This is a genomic window from Streptomyces luteireticuli, from assembly GCF_041519305.1.
GTDB lineage: Bacteria > Actinomycetota > Actinomycetes > Streptomycetales > Streptomycetaceae > Streptomyces > Streptomyces luteireticuli.
The window spans coordinates 5,677,627-5,694,687 of record NZ_CP167927.1 but is presented as its reverse complement, the minus strand read 5'-3'; the positions used below and the strand labels follow the sequence as shown (position 1 = coordinate 5,694,687).

Sequence of the window (17,061 nt, the reverse complement as noted above, 5' to 3'; positions counted from 1 at the left end):
GCTACGGGCCGTGACCAGGGTACGCGTCACCGTCACGGCCCCGGCCGGGTCGTACCGGCCCCCTACCCACCCGCCACCTCCGATCATCATGAAAACTTCCTGAACGCCCGTACCTTCCGGCCGCGGTCAAACGTTAATTCGCCGAAGGCTCCGTCGACGGAGACGTGACGGATCCGCGCAAGAGCATCGGCAAGACCGCCAGGAGGCAGACACACGATGCGCGTTGGAGCGTTCGTCCTGGCCGCGCAGTTCCCGGGCCAGGGCCATGGCGAGGCCCTCCACCGGGCGGTGCGGACCGCGGAGGTCGCCGAGGAGGCCGGGCTGGACGCGGTCTGGGTGGCCGAGCACCACTTCGTCCCCTACGGCGTCTGCCCGTCCGCGGTCACGCTGGCCGCGCTGCTGCTGGGCCGCACCCGGCGGATCCGGGTGGGCACCGCCGTGAGCGTGCTGCCCACCGCGCACCCCGTGGCCCTCGGGGAACAGACGGCACTGCTGCACCTGCTCTCCGGAGGAAGGTTCACCCTCGGGGTGGGCCGCGGCGGCCCCTGGGTGGACCTGGAAGTGTTCAACGCGGGCCTCGCCGCTTACGAAGAAGCGTTTCCGGAATCCCTCGAACTGCTGATGCGCTGGCTGCGCGAGCCCCGGGTGGCCTCGGCCGGCGAGCGGTTCGCCTTCCGCGAGGTCCCCGTCGTCCCCCGCGCCGACGACCTCTTCGGCCACCCCGGACCGCCGGTCATGGTCGCCTGCACCTCGCCCGCGAGCGTCCGGCTGGCCGCCCGGCACCGCCTCCCGATGCTGCTGGGCATGCACAGCACCGACGAGGAGAAGGCCCGGATGGTGGCCCTGTGGCGCAGGTGCGCCCTGGAGGCGGGCGCCTCCCCCGAGGAGGCCGCGGACCCCGGGCATGTGGCGGCCGGCATCGTCCAGATCGGGGACCGGCAGCCGGAGGCCGCGGAGACCCTGCTGAAGGCCATGCCCGGCTGGCTGCGCCAGGGGCTGGGGGCGCACGTCACCGTCGACGGACGGGAGCGCCGGATGCGGGACCCGCAGGAGTACACCGAGTTGCTCTGCCGCATCCACCCGGTCGGCCCGCCGCAGCTGTGCGCCGACCGCCTCGCGGCCACCGCCGAGCACACCGGCATCAGCCGCTTCGCATTGCTGGCGGAGGGCTCGGGCGACCTCGCCGCCACCGAGGAGAATCTGCGCCGCCTCGGCACCGACGTGCTCCCGCTGCTCTCCTGACCCCTTTCCTGATCCCTCTCCCGACCCCGCCGTTCCCCGGACTCACAGGCTCCGGGGAGCTGCCGCTCCCGTACGGTCGCGACCCCCGCATGCGGGGCGGCAGCAACGCCGAACGATCAGCAGTCGCGCAGCTCCGGGGACTGGTTGAGCACCTGGCTGCGCACCGAGGTGAAGCGCTCCAGCCGGGCGTCCACCGAGGCGTCGAGCGGGAAGACCGCCACCCGGTGGCAGTTCTGGAAGGCCAGGCGGACCCCGAAGTGCCGCTGCAGCGCCCCCCGGATCGCATCGCTCGCCAGGACCCGGAGGAGCTGGCCCCGGTCGAGTTCGGAAGGCGGCGGGGTGAGGTTGTCGGCGAACTCACCACCGTCTTCCCTGAGCCGGGCCACGAGCGAGCTGATCAGCTCCCATGCGTAGGGCAGGGAGGTCCGGACGCAGTCGACGAAGGCCGCTTCGTCGACCTCGCCTCGCTCGGCCTGTTCAAGGAGGGCCGGTGAGACGTCGAGCGACATGGGTGTCTCCTCTCGCGACCCCGCGGGGCGGGGTCTTCGGGATGGGCGAGCGGACGACGACGCCCTGTGCCCGTACGACGACCGCCCGCTTCAACGGTAATCCGGCCACTGCTGCCCCACCAGGAGAACGTACCGACAACTGGCCAACGGCGAAGGGGACGGCCCGGGGCGAATCGCGTCCGGTGCCGCGAGTCGAGTAGCGTGGCCCACCATGCGTCTCGTCATCGCCCGTTGCTCCGTGGACTACGCGGGCCGGCTCACCGCCCACCTGCCCTCCGCCCCCCGTCTGATCCTGGTCAAGGCCGACGGCAGCGTCTCGATCCACGCGGACGACCGGGCCTACAAGCCCCTCAACTGGATGTCGCCGCCGTGCACCCTCAAAGAGGCCGAGGACGTCTGGACGGTGATCAACAAGGCGGGCGAGAAGCTCATCATCACCATGGAGGAGGTCCTCCACGACTCCTCGCACGAACTCGGCGTGGACCCGGGGCTCATCAAGGACGGCGTGGAAGCACACCTCCAGGAGCTCCTCGCGGACCGCATCGAGACCCTCGGCGAGGGCTACACCCTCATCCGCCGCGAATACCCCACGGCCATCGGCCCGGTGGACATCCTCTGCCGTGACGCGGACGGGCGGACGGTGGCCGTCGAGCTCAAGCGCCGCGGCGAGATCGACGGCGTCGAGCAGCTCACGCGCTACCTGGAGCTGCTCAACCGCGACCCGCATCTCGCGCCCGTGCGCGGCATCTTCGCGGCCCAGGAGATCAAGCCGCAGGCGCGGGTGCTGGCGACGGATCGCGGGATCGGCTGCGTCGTCCTGGACTACGACGCGCTCCGCGGCATCGAGGACGACAAGCTCCGCCTGTTCTGAGGCTGTTGGCCCCGGTCCCGCCCCAACCCTCTTCCGCGGGGGCTGCCGCCCCTGCGCGACCCCGCGGGCGCGGGGCCGGGGTCCCCGAAGCGCCCTCCGGGCGCTGTCCTCAAACGCCGGACAGGCTGGGTGTATGCCCCGGACCCGCCCTTTCACCGTTTCTTCCGGGGAGACCCCGGACCCCGTCCGCCCTTCGGGCGGAGTCCTCAAGCGCCGGACGGGCTGAATATCAGCCCGTCCGGCGCTTGAGGACGAGCGGCGGAGCCGCGACAAACGGGGGCCAGGGGCGAAGCCCCGGAAGCAGGGGCGCAGGGGGCGCAGCCCCCGCCGGGGCGCAGGGGCGGAGCCCCGCCCACCGCGGCGGAGCCGCGGTGCCGGGCCCCGGGGCGGAGCCCCGGAAGAAACGGTGAAAGGGCGGGACCGGGGCAACTACCTCCCCGCCCCCGAACCCACCGCACTCGCCGACCCACTCCCGCCCCCGGGCGAGTGCGACGACGGCGGAGCCGGCGTCTCGTGCCCGTCCCCCGTCGGCTTCGGGTCGGTGGTCGGCTTGGGATCCCCAGTCGGCGGCTTCGGGTCGTCCGAAGGCTTCGGCTTCCCCGTCGGCTCCGGGTCACCCGTCGGCTTCGGCGACGTCGAATCCCCGTCCCCCGGCGTCCGCGTCTGCGACGGCGTCCCGGACGGCGTCCCGCTCCCCGAGGGCGACGGCGTCCCCGTACCGGACGGCGTCCCGCTCGGCTCCGGCGTTTCCCCGGGCGTTCCGGACCGCTCCGGCCGGGCCGACGACCGCCCGCCGGACACCGGCGCGGGCCCGTCGTGCCCGACCTGCGGCCGGTCGGCGCCCACCCCGCCGTCGCCGTCCTGCTGCGACGCGGACGGCCCGGGCTTGACGTCCTTCGAATCCCCGCCGCCCTGGCTCCCGTTGCCGGACGTGGCACCGAGCGTGACGACGGTGCCGAGGACGGCCGCGAGCACCACACCCGCCCCCGCCGCCACCAGGTTCCGCCGCGCACCACCGGACGTCAGCTTCTGCGCCCAGGACTGCACCCCGGCCATCCGCCCGGCGCCGGATCCGCCCACCGCCGCCGCGGGGACCTTGCGGAAGGCCGCCGTGGTCACGCTGTCCGGGTCGACGGCAGGAGCCCCGAACGCAGCCTGGGCCGCCGCCACGGGCCGCCCGACGGACGGCGGCGTCGCCGACTGCTCGCTGCGCGCGGCCGGCACCTCCTCGCCCCCGGGCGTCTGCGGCATCCGCGCGGTACGGGGGGACGGCATCACCGGCCGGGCCGCCGACGGCCCCGAAGGACCCGAAGGACCCTGCGAAGGAACGGGCCCCGGCGCGGCCACCGGCGGCGCCACCGGCCGCGACCGGTCCGCGACCAGCGCCAGCGCCCGCCGGCTCGCGACCGCGCCCCGCTTGTCCGCCAGGACCCCCCGCAGCCCGGTGGACGCCTCCAGCTCGGCACGGGCCCGGTCGAGGTTGCCGGTGCACAGCGCCAGCACGCCCAACTCATGGTGGAAATACGCTTCTTCGCCGACCTCCCCGGCCAGCCGCGCCGCCTCCTGCCCGTGCCGCAGCCCCCGCTCCCAGGCGCTCCAGTGCAGGGCGCCGGCGAAGGCCGGTGCGGCGGTGCGGGCGAGCAGCACCGCCGCGGCCGGCTGTCCGGGCGCGCCGCCGGACACCAGGGCCGCCAGCGCCGCGAGGACCGTGTCCGCCTCGGCGGCGACGCGCTCGGGGGTGACGGACGGATGCCCGGCCCACCAGGAGTAGTGCTGGGCGACGGAGAGCACACGGCCGGCCGCGTCCCCGTCGTCGTACCCCGCGCCGGAGAGCTGTCCGGCGACCCCGGCCGCCAGCCGGTAGTGCGCGCCCACCGCGGTGATCAGCCCGGCGGCGAGCAACTCGCCCACGGCGGCGTCCGCGTGGGTGTCCCCGACGAGGGCCGGCAGCTGCGCCTGGTGGGGCACCTCGCCGCCGAGCGCGAGCGCGAGGCGCAGGGTGGCGCGGGCGGCCGGGCCGAGCCGGGCGGCGAGCGGCACGGCCGGGTCGACGCCCCGGGGCAGCCCGGCGAGCCCGACGGCCGGCTCCTCCGCGGGAGCGCCGTCCTCCGGGATGCTGAACGGCCGCTCGTCCGTGGCGGCGCCCGCCTCGGCGACGTCCGCCTCCCGCAGCCGCAGCACAGCACCGGCCTGGACGAACCGCAGCGGCAGCCCGTCGGACTCCACCCACGCGTCGGCGGCCCAGTCGGCCTCCTCGTCGGTCAACGGCCGTCCGACGGCCGCCTCCAGCAGCTCCAGGCAGTCGGTGCGGTCGAGCCCGCCGAGGACGACCTCCTCCACGTGGGATTCCGCGGAGGGCGCGGCGACGCCCGGCGTCGCGGCGAGGAGGAAGGCGCACTCGGGGGTGGCGTCCAGCAGTTCGTCGAGCGCGGCACCGCCGAACTCCAGGTCGTCGAGGACGACGACGGCGCCGATCTCCCGTACGACGGCGAGCAGTCCGGCCCGGTCGGGCCGGTGCAGCGGCGCGTGGTGAACGGCGGCGAAGAGCTCCTGCAGGAGGTCCGCGGCGGTGCGGTGGCGGCCGTTCAGCCGGACGACCCCGTCGGGGGCCAGGTCCGCGCAGTCGGCGGCCACGGCGTCGAGCAGTGCGGTGCGCCCGATGCCCGCGGGTCCGGTGAGGCGTACGGAGCGTCCGCGCGACAGCAGTTGGCCGAGTCTCCCGCGCACCTCGCCGCGGCCCACGAGGGGCAGGGCGGGGCCGGAGTCCCCGGCGGGCTCCGGCGGCATGGCGGCGCGGTCCCGCTCGGCGCGGTCGGCGGCGGCGCGGCGCTCCGCGGGGGCGGGCAGCCGGCCGGGCGGGCAGGGCTCTATCTCGCTGCCGTCCACGGGGTTGACGGTCAGCAGGTAGTCACCGGCGACGAGCTGGACGACCCGGGCGGGTACGGGCCCGCGCGCGGCGTCCTCGCCGGAAACGGACGCGGAATCGGGGGCGTCCGCATCCGTGCGCGGTGCCTCGGGTTCCCGGTTCGTCGGGTCCATGGTCCAAGCCCCCAGTCGCGTGGCGTGCCGTCGTGATCTCCCGGCCTTGTCCGGGCGCTGCGACCTCGGGTCCGGCGCTCCGTCACGGGCTCCACGGGCTCATGGAGGGACGGGAAACCGAACAGACCTTGGGACAGTATCTCCGACGGGAAGGGCGGCACGGCGCCCCGGGCGTCACAGTCTCGTGAGGATTGCGGACCCCGGGCTCATGAGGTGTGCCGATCCCGTCTCGACGCGGGCCCGGCGCTCGCCCCGACGCGGCGTCAGCGCGCGCGGTCGCCCGCCGCGAGCGGGGCCGGGGGCCCCGGCTGCGCGCCGTCCTCGAAGGCGAGGATGCGGTGCAGCCGGGTGGCCACCAGGACCCGCTGCATCCGGTCCGGCACCCCGCGCAGCACCAGCCGCCGGCCGGTGCGCCCGGCCCGGCGGTGGGCCCCCATGATGACCCCGAGCCCGGTGGCGTCCCAGGAGTCGAGCTCGGTCAGGTCGAGGACGAGGTCGCCCCGGCCGGCGTCGAGGGCGGAGTGCAGGACCGTTCGGGCGTCCGCCGCGTTGCGGACGTCGAGGCGGCCCCCGACGACCAGTTCGGCGTGGTCGCCCCTGATGTGCATATGCGCTCCCCTGGGTGCTGCAGTGCGGTGGGATGTGGCGGTGCCTCTAAGGAACTGACTGCCTCTCGCACAACAAAGTTGCCGCCCGTAAGCAAACCATTACCCAATTCACACGGTGGAGTGAACAGGTTTTGGTGCTCACCGGTCAGTACTGGTAAAAGCCCTGACCGCTCTTCCGGCCCAGGTCCCCCGCGTCGACCATGCGGCGCATGATCTCCGGCGGTGCGAACTTCTCGTCCTGGGTCTCGGTGTAGATGTTGCCCATCGCGTGCAGCAGGATGTCCACGCCGGTGAGGTCCGTGGTGGCCAACGGGCCCATGGCGTGGCCGAATCCGAGCCGGCAGGCGACGTCGATGTCCTCGGCCGACGCGACCCCGGACTCGTAGAGCTTGACCGCCTCGCCCACCAGCGCCGTGATCAGACGCGTCGTCACGAAGCCCGCCACGTCCCGGTTGACCACGATGCAGGTCTTGCCGACGCCCTCGGCGAACTCCCGCGCGGCGGCGAGGGTTTCGTCGCTCGTCTTGTGCCCGCGCACCAGCTCGCACAGCTGCATCAGCGGGACCGGGGAGAAGAAGTGGACGCCGACGACCCGCTCCGGCCGGGTCGTGGCCGCCGCGATCTTGGTGATCGGGATGGCGGAGGTGTTGGAGGCGAGCACCGTCCCCTCCCCCACCAGCCCGTCCAGCGTCCGGAAGATGTCCCGCTTGACCTCGACGTCCTCGAAGACCGCCTCGACGACGACGTCCGCGTCGGCCGCCGCGTCCAGGTCCGTGGTGGCCGTGATCCGCGCGAACGCGGCATCCGCCGCCGCGGAATCCAGCCTGCCCTTCGAGACGAACTTGTCGTAGGACGCCCGGATCCCGTCGGTCCCCCGCTTGAGCGCCTCGTCCGTCACGTCCCGCAGCACGACGTCCCAGCCCGCTTGGGCGGACACCTGAGCAATGCCGGAACCCATCAGCCCGGCCCCGACGACGGCGAGTTTCTTGGCCACTGGTGTCCCCTTCTCCCTGTTCACTTACGGCTGTTCACACACGGCTCTGCGGCGGACCTTAGCGCCCGCCCGCGCGCTGGAGGAGGGTTAGAGATACGCGTCACGTCCCAAATGACGGACATCACACTGGACAGTGCTACCGAGAGGAACGCACGTCGTCTTCACGCCACTTCCGCACCGCCCGTCACGGACGGGCCGGGCCCGCCGACGGGGACTACGCTCGGACCCATGGTCAACCTGACGCGCATCTACACCCGCACCGGAGACAAGGGCACCACCGCCCTCGGCGACATGAGCCGGACCGCCAAGACCGATCCGCGCATCGCGGCGTACGCGGACGCGAACGAGGCCAACGCGGCGATCGGGGTCGCGCTGGCCCTCGGGCAGCTGCCGGAGGAAATCGTTCCGGTGCTCGTACGGGTGCAGAACGATCTGTTCGACGTGGGGGCCGACCTGGCGACGCCGGTCGTCGAGGCCCCCAAGTACCCGCCGCTGCGGGTGGAGCAGTCCTACATCGACCGGCTGGAGGCGGACTGCGACCGCTTCCTGGCCGGTCTGGAGAAGCTGCGCAGCTTCATCCTGCCGGGCGGTACGCCCGGGGCGGCGCTGCTGCACCAGGCGTGCACGGTCGTCCGACGGGCGGAGCGGTCCACCTGGAAGGCGATGGAGGTGCACGGCGAGACGATGAACCCGCTCGCCGCGACGTATCTGAACCGGCTGTCGGACCTGCTGTTCATCCTGGCGAGGACGGCGAACAAGGAGATCGGCGACGTCCTCTGGGTCCCGGGCGGGGACCGCTGACGGGCTGCCCCGGGGGCCGCGCCCCGCAAGGGGCGCGGGGCTGTTTCCGATGTGCGGCTCCGCCGCGTGGGCGCGACCGGCCACGACGGCCCGCAGCCGACTGACCGTGCATCCGGCAGGGCTAGCGCAGCGCCCCCCGCTTCGGCCAGAGCGTATAGCTCAGCGCAATGACGACATTGATGCCGATCACCATCAGCATCGAGCTCTGCCAGCCCCGCAGGGAACTCGTGTCCCCGGAGCCCCCGACGTACCAGATGGCGGCCTGGAGCAGGGCGAGCGCCACCGACGCCGCCAGGATCCACCTGCCCGCCGACCGCCACTCGTGGACGGCCCGGGCCCTGCCGTACTTCGGCGGCTTGACCGGCGGCGGGCCGCCCGCGAAGCGGTGGGCCACCCGCTGGTCGACCCACTTGATCGTGGAGTGGCCCAGGCCCACGGAGAAGCCGATGTAGACCGCCGCGATGCCGTGCTTGGTGCTCGCCTCGGCCCCGTTGCGCAGGTCGATCGCGGTGGCGATCAGCAGGACGACCTCCAGCAGCGGTTCCAGCAGCAGCACCGCGGCCCCCGCGCGCGGCATCTTCGCCACGTAGCGCAGGGCCAGTCCGGCGGCCAGCAGGATCCAGAAGCCGACCTCGCAGGCGACGACCAGCGTGACGATCACGGACCTCTCCTTCCCTCCCCTCCAGGCTCTCCGCGCCCGGCGGCCGTTTCGTCGTCGCGGACGGCGATTCCCGACTGCATCCTTCGATGTACGCGGCCGCCGCCCGGCGCCCGGCCGGTGGACGCCCGCACCCCGTCCCACGTGCTGTGATGGACCCATGCCCCGCCTGCTCCCCCACCGCGACGACCTGCTGATCGCGGCCGCCGGACTGACCGGCGGCCTCGCGCTCTACGCGCTGGGGCTGGCCAGCCGGCCGGTCGCGGCCGGTCTGCCGCAGCGCCTGGCGCTGCTGTCGCTGGCGGTGATGGCCGGGGCCGAGCTGCTGCGCCGCCGGAAGCCCCTCGCCGGGCTCGCCGTCGGGGTGCCCGCGCTGACGCTGGACCTGTGCTCGGGCAATCTGGTCACCACCACGGTGATGTTCACCGACCTGGTGTACGCGGCCGTGCTGTACGGGCCCCCGGCCGCGTACCGCCTCCTCCCCCGCGCCTGCGAAGTGCTCAGCGTGGCCGGGACGCTGCTGTTCGTCGCGATCGTCCGGAAGCCGGAGGCGGTGCTCCTCGGCCTCGCCCTGGCCGTGGTCACCATCGCCCCCGCCTGGACCGGCGTCGGCGTCCGCCGTCACCGCGACGCCGCCGAGGCCGCCCGGCTGGCGGCCGAACGGACCGTCCTGCTGGCCGAGATGGACCGGCGCCAGGCCGTCGGCGCCGAGCGCGCCCGGATGGCGCGCGAGCTGCACGACCTGGTCGCCGGGCATCTGTCGGCCATCGCGATCCACTCCACGGCCGCCCTGTCGATCAACGAGGAGCGGGCGTCCCGCGAGGCGCTCGGCGTGATCCGGGAGAACAGCGTCCAGGGCCTCGCGGAGATGCGCCGCCTGATCGGCCTGCTCCGCAGGGCGGGCGACGCGGACGAACCGGCGCCGACGCCCACTCTCGACGGCCTGGACGCCCTGCTCGACCAGGCCCGCACCACCGCCCACGGCTCCGGCCTCAGCTTCGCGCTCCACGACGGGCGCGGCCCCCGCACGCTGCCCGCCCCCGTCGAACTGGCCGCCTACCGCGTCGTCCAGGAGTCGCTGACCAACGCGGCCAAACACGCCGCGCCCGGCGCGGTGACCGTGGAACTGACCTGCGACGACAGGGCGTTGACGGTACGCGTCACCAGCCCCCTCGGGGACGGCGACCGCTCGCCCCGGGCCCCCGGCTCCCACGCGGGACTGATCGGGATGCGGGAGCGCGTCGCCCTGCTCGGCGGGGAGTTCGCGGCGGGCCCCGAGGGCGGGCAATGGCACGTACGGGCGGTGCTGCCCGTGGACGAGGAGGGCAAGTGACCACCACCGTACGGATCGTCGTCGCCGAGGACCAGGCAGCTGTGCGCTCCGGCCTCGTGCTGATCCTCCGCTCGGCACCCGGCTTCGAGGTCGTCGGCGAGGCGGCGGACGGTGAGGAGGCCGTACGGCTGACCCGCGAACTCCGGCCGGATCTGGTCCTGATGGACGTGCAGATGCCGCGCCTGGACGGCATCTCGGCCACCCGGCAGATCACCGGCGAGCGGCTGGCCGACGTCCTGGTGCTGACCACCTTCGACCTGGACGAGTATGTCTTCGGCGCGCTGCGCGCCGGCGCGGCGGGTTTCCTCCTCAAGGACAGCGAGGCCGCCGACCTGGTCGCGGCGGTACGGACGGTGGCGCGCGGCGAGGGGCTGATCTCGCCGGCCGTGACGCGGCGCCTGATCTCGGAGTTCGCCCGGCGCTCCCCCGCGCCCGCGCCGGACACCGCGGCCCTGGGGACGCTCACCCGCCGTGAGCGCGAGGTGCTGGTGTGCCTGGGCGAGGGGCTGTCCAACGCGGAGATCGCGGTGCGGCTCGGCATGGCCGAGGCGACGGCGAAGACCCATGTCAGCAGGTTGCTGGGGAAGTTGGAGCTGCGGAGCCGGGTGCAGGCGGCGGTGCTGGCCCAGGAATGGGGTCTGGTCCAGACCTCTTGACCATTGGTACGGACCTTCTTACGCTCCCCTCACAGCTGTGGTGAGCGACACGCGGAACACACCCCCCAACCCCCCAACCTCCCACCAGCACCCCTCACTTCGCATGCCCACCTCGGCTGCACCCAGGTCACGGATACCCCCCACACCCCACCCCTCCTGACCTCACCCCTCACCCGAGGAGCACCCTTGAACAGACACACCTCCCGGTTACTGCGTTTCTCGCCAACCAGGATCACCGCGGCGCTCGGCGCACTGCTGCTCCCGGTCGCGGCGCTCGTCGGCCTCGCCGCACCGGCCAGCTCGGCCAACTCGGCCTCCGCAGATGGCCCTTCGGCCACGGCGACCTTCGCCAAGACCTCCGAATGGGGCGGCGGCTACCAGGGCGAGTGGACCGTCAAGAACACCGGCACCACGACGATCGACGCCTGGACCGTCGAATGGGACTTCCCCTCCACCACCACGGTCGGCGCCTACTGGGATGCCCTGATCACCAGTTCGGGCTCGCACTACACCGCCAAGAACCGTGAGTACAACGGCTCCGTTCCCCCCGGCGCCAGCGTCACCTTCGGCTTCGTCGCCGCGGGCGACGGCGCACCGGCGGGCTGCAAGCTCAACGGCGGTGCCTGCGACGGCTCTTCGACCGACACGCCGCCCAGCGCGCCCGGGCAGCCCGTCTCGACCGGGGTGACCGCCTCCAGCATCTCGCTGAAGTGGCCGGCCGCCACGGACGCCAAGGGCATCAAGAACTACGACGTCTACCGCGGCAAGGACAAGGTCGCGACAGTGGCCAAGCTCGCGTACACGGACACCGGCCTCACCGCGGACACCGAGTACACGTACACCGTCGTCGCCCGCAACGTGAACGACAAAACGGGACCGGCGAGCCCCGCGGCCACCTTCCGCACCACGAAGGGCGGTTCGGACAAGCCGCCGTCCGCGCCCGGCACCCCGCAGGCCACCGCCGTCACCGACACATCGGTCGCGCTCAAGTGGACCGCGGCGACCTCGGACAAGGGCATCAAGGAGTACGACGTCTACCGCGGCACGGTGAAGGCGGCGACCGTCGCCAAGCTCGCGTACACCGACACCGGGCTGACCGCCGGCACCGACTACACGTACACCGTCGTCGCCCGGGACACCGCGGGCCAGACCGGCCCCGCCAGCGCCCCGTTGACCATCCGCACCACCGGCGGGGGCGGCGACCCGCAGCCCGGCGCGGCCGCCGCCAAGGTCGGCTACTTCGTGCAGTGGGGCATCTACGGGCGCGGCTACACGGTGAAGTCCCTGGACACGACGGGCGCCGCAGCCAAGCTCACGCACATCAACTACGCCTTCTCCAACATCGACCCGAACAACCTCACCTGTCTCAATGGCGTCACCAAGGCCACCGGGTCCAACCCCCAGGACCCCAGCCAGGGCGACGGGGCGGGCGACTCCTGGGCCGACTACGAGAAGGGCTTCGCGGCCGGCGAGTCCGTGAACGGCACCGCCGACACCTGGGACCAGCCCCTGGCCGGCAACTTCAACCAGGTCAAGCAGCTCAAGGCCAAGTACCCCAAGCTCAAGGTCCTGATGTCGATCGGCGGTTGGACCTACAGCAAGTACTTCTCCGACGTCGCGAAGACGGACGCCTCACGACAGAAGTTCGTGAAGTCCTGTATCGACATGTACATCAAGGGGAACCTGCCGGTCACCAACGGTCGCGGTGGCGCCGGAGTCGCCGCCGGGATCTTCGACGGCTTCGACATCGACTGGGAGTGGCCGGGCTCGGACGGCCACGCCGGCAACCATGTCTCCAAGGACGACAAGGCCAACAACCTGCTGCTGTTCGCCGAGTTCCGCCGCCAGCTGGACGCGCTGAGCGGCTCCGGCGGCCAGAAGTACCTCCTGACCGCCTTCACCCCGGCCGACCCGGCCAAGATAGACGCGGGCTGGGACATCACGACCAAGGACGGTACGCCGAGCGTCTTCGACTACATGGACTACGCGAACGTCCAGGGCTACGACTTCCACGGCTCCGGCAGCGACAACAGCTGGGAACCGAAGCTCACCGGTCACCAGGGGAACCTCTACCCCGACCCCAAGGACCCCTACTCGACCAAGTTCAGCGTCGAGAAGACCGTCCAGACGTATCTCGACGCGGGCGTCGCCCCGCGGCAGATCGTCCTCGGCCTGGCGTTCTACGGCCGCGGCTGGCAGCAGGTCACGGACGGCGGCGCCAACGGCGTCTGGCAGAAGGCGAACGGGGCGGCCCCCGGCCAGTTCCCGGAGGAATCCGGCACCCGCGGCTACGACAACCTGCTGGCGTCCGTCTCCGGCCTGAAGATCTACCACGACGAGGCGACGGTGGCGACGTACGGCTTCACCGGTGACAACGGCCAGTGGTGGACCTTCGACGACGCCTGGTCGATCGGGAAGAAGACGGCCTGGCTGAAGTCCAAGAAGCTGGGCGGCGCGATGATCTGGGAGATGTCCGGCGACAGCGGCACGCTGATGACGGCCCTGGACAACGGGCTCCGCTGACGCGGCAGTTCGCCGGTATCACTCCCCGCCCCGCCCTCTCCCCTTCTCCGCAGGGGCCGTGCCCCTGCGCCACCCCGCCCGCGCTCCGCGCGGGGAGGGCGGGGCTTCGCCCCAGCACCCCACCGGGGGCTCCGCCCCCTGGACCCCCGAAGCGCCGGACGGGCTATCCAGCCCGTCCGGCGCTTGAGGACGAGCGGCGAAGCCGCGACAACGGGGTCCAGGGGAGCAGCCCCGGTCAGGGCCCGACGGGCGCAACCCGAGCGGGGTCCAGGGGGGCGCAGCCCCCGGTGGGGCGCAGGGGCGAAGCCCCGCCCACCCGCGCGCGGCAGCGCGCAGACGGGGTCCCGCAGGGGCGCAGCCCCTGCGAAAACGGATTAGGGCGGGGCGGGGAGCAAACCCCTACGCCACATTCACCCGCTGCCCCGGCGGCGCCGCCTCCAGCCACGCCAGGAACCCCGTCAGCGCATCCTCGCTCATCGCCAGTTCAAGCCGCGTCCCCCGGTGCGAACAGAGAAGAACCACCGCGTCCGACAGCAGCGCCAACTCCTCGTCCCCCAGCGGAGCCCGCCGCTCCAGCACCTCGATCGACGCCCGCTCCAGCAGCCGACGCGGCCGCACCGCGTACGAGAAGACCCGGAACCACTCGATCCGGTCACCGCTGTACCGGGAGACGCCGTACACCCACCCCTTGCCGGCCGGTTCACCGGTCCGTTCGGCGGGGACGTCCCACCGCAGGCTGCAGTCGAAGGTGCCCCCGGACCGCTGGATGAGCCGCCTGCGCAGCCCGAAGACGAAGAGCCCCAACAGGACCAGCAGCACGACGATGCCGCTCACGAGCAGAGCGAGGACCATCACGACCGACCTCCTCGCATCATCTAGAGCAACCGCACCTGTATTGCCTCAGCCGCGGACCGCCCTGGTTTGTTCCAGGCGGTCCGCGGCTGAGGGACGTACTTCAGTGGGCCGCGGCCTAGTGAGGGCCCGCGGCCGCACGCATCCGGACTTCCGCGCGGCGCTCGGCGGCCGCGTCGGCCTCCGACTTCGCGCGCTCGAGCGCCCGCTCCGCACGGGTGACGTCGATCTCGTCCGCCAGCTCGGCGATCTCCGCGAGCAGCGACAGCTTGTCGTCCGCGAAGGAGATGAAGCCGCCGTGCACCGCGGCGACGACCGTCCCGCCGTCGGCGGTCCTGATGGTCACCGGGCCGGTCTCCAGCACACCGAGCAGCGGCTGGTGGCCGGGCATGACGCCGATGTCACCCGATGTGGTACGCGCGATGACCAGAGTGGCCTCGCCGGACCAGACGCTTCGGTCCGCCGCGACCAGCTCGACGTGCAGCTCAGCAGCCAACGTGGCTCCTCGGGTCTCCACCCGCCGGGTCCGGCGGGCGTTGGGTCAAAGAATAGGGGACGTGCGGTCCGGGGGCGGGAGTGCCCCGCCCCCGGACCACGAGCATCGGGATGCTCAGGAGACGCCCAGCTCCTTGGCGTTGTTCTTGAGGTCCTCAAGGCCACCGCACATGAAGAACGCCTGCTCCGGGAAGTGGTCGAACTCACCGTCGCAGATGGCGTTGAACGCGGCGATGGACTCGTCCAGCGGAACGTCCGAACCGTCGACACCGGTGAACTGCTTCGCCGCGTGGGTGTTCTGCGACAGGAAGCGCTCGACGCGACGGGCGCGGTGGACGACCAGCTTGTCCTCTTCGCCCAGCTCGTCGATACCGAGGATCGCGATGATGTCCTGGAGGTCCTTGTACTTCTGCAGGATGCCCTTGACGCGCATGGCGGCGTCGTAGTGGTCCTGCGCGATGTAACGCGGGTCCAGGATGCGGGACGTCGAGTCCAGCGGGTCGACCGCCGGGTAGATGCCCTTCTCCGAGATCGGACGCGACAGAACGGTCGTGGCGTCCAGGTGGGCGAAGGTGGTCGCCGGGGCCGGGTCGGTCAGGTCGTCCGCGGGGACGTAGATCGCCTGCATCGAGGTGATCGAGTGACCACGGGTCGAGGTGATGCGCTCCTGGAGGAGGCCCATCTCGTCGGCCAGGTTCGGCTGGTAGCCCACCGCGGAGGGCATGCGGCCGAGCAGGGTCGAGACCTCGGAACCGGCCTGGGTGAAGCGGAAGATGTTGTCGATGAAGAACAGCACGTCCTGCTTCTGGACGTCACGGAAGTACTCGGCCATGGTGAGGCCGGCCAGCGCGACGCGGAGACGCGTGCCCGGCGGCTCGTCCATCTGACCGAAGACCAGCGCGGTCTTGTCCAGAACGCCCGACTCTTCCATTTCCTGGATGAGGTCGTTGCCCTCACGGGTGCGCTCGCCGACACCGGCGAACACGGAAACACCATCGTGCAGCTTGGCCACACGCATGATCATTTCCTGGATCAGAACTGTCTTGCCGACACCGGCACCACCGAACAGACCGATCTTGCCGCCCTTGACGTACGGGGTCAGCAGGTCGACGACCTTCAGACCGGTCTCGAACATCTCGGTCTTCGACTCGAGCTGGTCGAACGCCGGGGCCTTGCGGTGGATGGACCAGCGCTCGGTGACCTCGGACTCGGCCTCGGGGTCGTTCAGGATCTTGCCCAGGGTGTTGAACACCCGGCCCTTGGTGACGTCACCGACGGGGACGGTGATGCCGTCGCCGGTGTCGGTCACCACGGCCTGGCGGACCAGGCCGTCGGTGGGCTCCATGGAGATGGCGCGGACCATGCCCTCGCCCAGGTGCTGCGCGACCTCGAGCGTCAGGGTCTTCTTCTTGCCGGCCTCGGCCGGGTCGGAGACCTCGACGGTCAGGGCGTTGTAGATCTCCGGCATCGCGTCGACGGGGAACTCCACGTCGACGACCGGGCCGATGACCCGGGCGACGCGGCCCGTCGCGGCGGCCGTCTCAACAGTGGTGGTCATTTATCGGTCACTCCCCGCGGTCGCGTCGGCCAGGGCGCTCGCGCCACCGACGATCTCGCTGATTTCCTGGGTGATGTCGGCCTGTCGGGCCGCATTGGCAAGCCGCGTGAGCGACTTGATGAGGTCTTCGGCGTTGTCGGTCGCCGACTTCATCGCCCGGCGGCGGGCCGCGTGCTCGGAAGCGGCGGCCTGCAGCAGGGCGTTGTAGACACGGGACTCGACGTACCGCGGCATCAGCGCGTCGAGCACCGCCTCGTCCGACGGCTCGAACTCGAACAGCGGAAGGATCTGGTCCTTCGCCGCCCCGTCCTCGTCCTCGGTCTTCTCGAGGGTCAGCGGCAGCAGCCGCTTGTCCACCGGGGTCTGCGTCATCATCGACACGAACTCCGTGAAGACGATGTGCAGCTCGTCCACGCCGCCCTCGGCCGTGTCCGCAAGGACGACCTCGATCAGCGGGTCCGCCACCTTCTTGGCGTCCGCGTAGGTCGGGCTGTCCGTGAAGCCCGTCCACGACGCGGCGACCGGGCGCTCCCGGAAGCCGAAGTAGCTGACGCCCTTGCGGCCGACGATGTAGTGGACGACCTCCTTGCCCTGGGCACGGAGCCGCTCGGTGAGCTGCTCCGCCGCCTTGATGGCGTTGGAGGAGTAACCGCCCGCCAGACCGCGGTCGCTCGTGACGAGCAGCACCGCGGCCCGCACCGGCTGCTCGACCTCGGTCGTCAGCGGGTGCTTGGTGTTGGAACCGGTGGCGACGGCGGTCACGGCCCGGGTGAGCTCACTGGCGTACGGAGTGGACGCGGCCACCTGGCGCTGTGCCTTGACGATGCGCGAGGCGGCGATCATCTCCATCGCCTTGGTGATCTTCTTGGTCGCGGAGACGGACTTGATCCGCCTCTTGTAGACCCGGATCTGGGCACCCATG

Annotated in this window: 15 protein-coding genes; 6 read left to right on the top strand and 9 right to left on the bottom strand. The window is 72.1% G+C overall.

Features of this window, described 5'->3' with window-relative positions; genetic code table 11:
• Positions 1-216 precede the first annotated feature (216 nt).
• The gene (locus AB8735_RS25670; protein WP_372409636.1) at positions 217-1,242 is read left to right on the top strand and encodes an LLM class flavin-dependent oxidoreductase; all 1,026 of its coding nucleotides are present in this window, start codon (positions 217-219) and stop codon (positions 1,240-1,242) included.
• A 116-nt stretch (positions 1,243-1,358) separates the two neighbouring features.
• On the opposite strand, the gene AB8735_RS25665 is transcribed toward AB8735_RS25670, so the two are convergent.
• Positions 1,359-1,751 carry an SCO5389 family protein gene (locus AB8735_RS25665; protein WP_372409634.1) on the bottom strand — a complete coding sequence of 131 codons (393 nt, stop codon included), beginning with the start codon at positions 1,749-1,751 and terminating at the stop codon, positions 1,359-1,361.
• 211 nt (positions 1,752-1,962) lie between these two features.
• On the opposite strand from AB8735_RS25665, the gene nucS reads away from it, so the two are divergent.
• The gene (nucS, locus tag AB8735_RS25660; protein ID WP_344019252.1) at positions 1,963-2,622 is read left to right on the top strand and encodes an endonuclease NucS; all 660 of its coding nucleotides are present in this window, start codon (positions 1,963-1,965) and stop codon (positions 2,620-2,622) included.
• A gap of 429 nt (positions 2,623-3,051) precedes the next feature.
• Here the strand turns inward: nucS and AB8735_RS25655 are convergent, their stop codons facing one another.
• The 3 genes from AB8735_RS25655 to AB8735_RS25645 form a co-directional block, all read right to left on the bottom strand.
• Entirely contained in the window at positions 3,052-5,661 is a 2,610-nt protein-coding gene (locus tag AB8735_RS25655; protein WP_372409632.1) for an ATP-binding protein, read from the bottom strand.
• Between the two features lie 263 nt (positions 5,662-5,924).
• Positions 5,925-6,269: an STAS domain-containing protein gene (locus AB8735_RS25650; RefSeq protein ID WP_344024154.1), complete on the bottom strand. Its 345-nt coding sequence runs from the start codon at positions 6,267-6,269 to the stop codon at positions 5,925-5,927.
• A gap of 145 nt (positions 6,270-6,414) precedes the next feature.
• Complete coding sequence (locus tag AB8735_RS25645) at positions 6,415-7,263, bottom strand: 3-hydroxyacyl-CoA dehydrogenase family protein (RefSeq protein WP_344024156.1); 849 nt, start codon at positions 7,261-7,263, stop codon at positions 6,415-6,417.
• 228 nt (positions 7,264-7,491) lie between these two features.
• Between AB8735_RS25645 and AB8735_RS25640 the strand changes: the two genes are divergently transcribed.
• Positions 7,492-8,064: a cob(I)yrinic acid a,c-diamide adenosyltransferase gene (locus AB8735_RS25640; RefSeq protein ID WP_344024158.1), complete on the top strand. Its 573-nt coding sequence runs from the start codon at positions 7,492-7,494 to the stop codon at positions 8,062-8,064.
• Positions 8,065-8,185: 121 nt separating this feature from the next.
• On the opposite strand, the gene AB8735_RS25635 is transcribed toward AB8735_RS25640, so the two are convergent.
• Positions 8,186-8,725, bottom strand: coding sequence for a hypothetical protein (locus AB8735_RS25635; RefSeq protein WP_372409631.1), 540 nt, complete (start codon positions 8,723-8,725; stop codon positions 8,186-8,188).
• 157 nt (positions 8,726-8,882) lie between these two features.
• Between AB8735_RS25635 and AB8735_RS25630 the strand changes: the two genes are divergently transcribed.
• The 3 genes from AB8735_RS25630 (at position 8,883) to AB8735_RS25620 (ending at position 13,234) form a co-directional block, all read left to right on the top strand.
• A complete protein-coding gene (locus AB8735_RS25630) occupies positions 8,883-10,055 on the top strand; it encodes a sensor histidine kinase (protein ID WP_372409629.1) in 1,173 nt (390 codons plus the stop codon).
• Positions 10,010-10,711, top strand: a complete 702-nt coding sequence (locus AB8735_RS25625) for a response regulator (RefSeq protein ID WP_372409627.1) — start codon at positions 10,010-10,012, stop codon at positions 10,709-10,711. Before AB8735_RS25630 ends, AB8735_RS25625 begins: the two co-directional genes overlap by 46 nt.
• A 186-nt stretch (positions 10,712-10,897) precedes the next feature.
• Positions 10,898-13,234, top strand: coding sequence for a glycosyl hydrolase family 18 protein (locus tag AB8735_RS25620; RefSeq protein ID WP_372409625.1), 2,337 nt, complete (start codon positions 10,898-10,900; stop codon positions 13,232-13,234).
• Between the two features lie 399 nt (positions 13,235-13,633).
• On the opposite strand, the gene AB8735_RS25615 is transcribed toward AB8735_RS25620, so the two are convergent.
• From AB8735_RS25615 to AB8735_RS25600, 4 genes are all read right to left on the bottom strand, one after another.
• On the bottom strand, positions 13,634-14,086 hold the full coding sequence (locus AB8735_RS25615) for a DUF2550 domain-containing protein (protein ID WP_344024292.1): 453 nt from the start codon (positions 14,084-14,086) through the stop codon (positions 13,634-13,636).
• Between the two features lie 118 nt (positions 14,087-14,204).
• Entirely contained in the window at positions 14,205-14,582 is a 378-nt protein-coding gene (locus tag AB8735_RS25610) for a F0F1 ATP synthase subunit epsilon (RefSeq protein ID WP_344024168.1), read from the bottom strand.
• Positions 14,583-14,696: 114 nt separating this feature from the next.
• Entirely contained in the window at positions 14,697-16,139 is a 1,443-nt protein-coding gene (atpD, locus tag AB8735_RS25605; RefSeq protein ID WP_344024170.1) for a F0F1 ATP synthase subunit beta, read from the bottom strand.
• Positions 16,140-17,060, bottom strand: coding sequence for a F0F1 ATP synthase subunit gamma (locus tag AB8735_RS25600; RefSeq protein ID WP_344024172.1), 921 nt, complete (start codon positions 17,058-17,060; stop codon positions 16,140-16,142).
• Between the last annotated feature and the right edge of the window lies 1 nt (position 17,061).

Bases quoted from the DNA above. Each gene is read 5' to 3' on its own strand.
- AB8735_RS25630 (WP_372409629.1), top strand. From the start codon at position 8,883: ATGCCCCGCCTGCTCCCCCACCGCGACGACCTGCTGATCGCGGCCGCC.
- AB8735_RS25640 (WP_344024158.1), top strand. From the start codon at position 7,492: ATGGTCAACCTGACGCGCATCTACACCCGCACCGGAGACAAGGGCACC.
- nucS (WP_344019252.1), top strand. From the start codon at position 1,963: ATGCGTCTCGTCATCGCCCGTTGCTCCGTGGACTACGCGGGCCGGCTC.
- AB8735_RS25655 (WP_372409632.1), bottom strand. From the start codon at position 5,661: ATGGACCCGACGAACCGGGAACCCGAGGCACCGCGCACGGATGCGGAC.
- AB8735_RS25615 (WP_344024292.1), bottom strand. From the start codon at position 14,086: ATGGTCCTCGCTCTGCTCGTGAGCGGCATCGTCGTGCTGCTGGTCCTG.
- AB8735_RS25625 (WP_372409627.1), top strand. From the start codon at position 10,010: ATGGCACGTACGGGCGGTGCTGCCCGTGGACGAGGAGGGCAAGTGACC.
- AB8735_RS25665 (WP_372409634.1), bottom strand. From the start codon at position 1,751: ATGTCGCTCGACGTCTCACCGGCCCTCCTTGAACAGGCCGAGCGAGGC.
- atpD (WP_344024170.1), bottom strand. From the start codon at position 16,139: ATGACCACCACTGTTGAGACGGCCGCCGCGACGGGCCGCGTCGCCCGG.
- AB8735_RS25600 (WP_344024172.1), bottom strand. From the start codon at position 17,060: ATGGGTGCCCAGATCCGGGTCTACAAGAGGCGGATCAAGTCCGTCTCC.
- AB8735_RS25650 (WP_344024154.1), bottom strand. From the start codon at position 6,269: ATGCACATCAGGGGCGACCACGCCGAACTGGTCGTCGGGGGCCGCCTC.
- AB8735_RS25670 (WP_372409636.1), top strand. From the start codon at position 217: ATGCGCGTTGGAGCGTTCGTCCTGGCCGCGCAGTTCCCGGGCCAGGGC.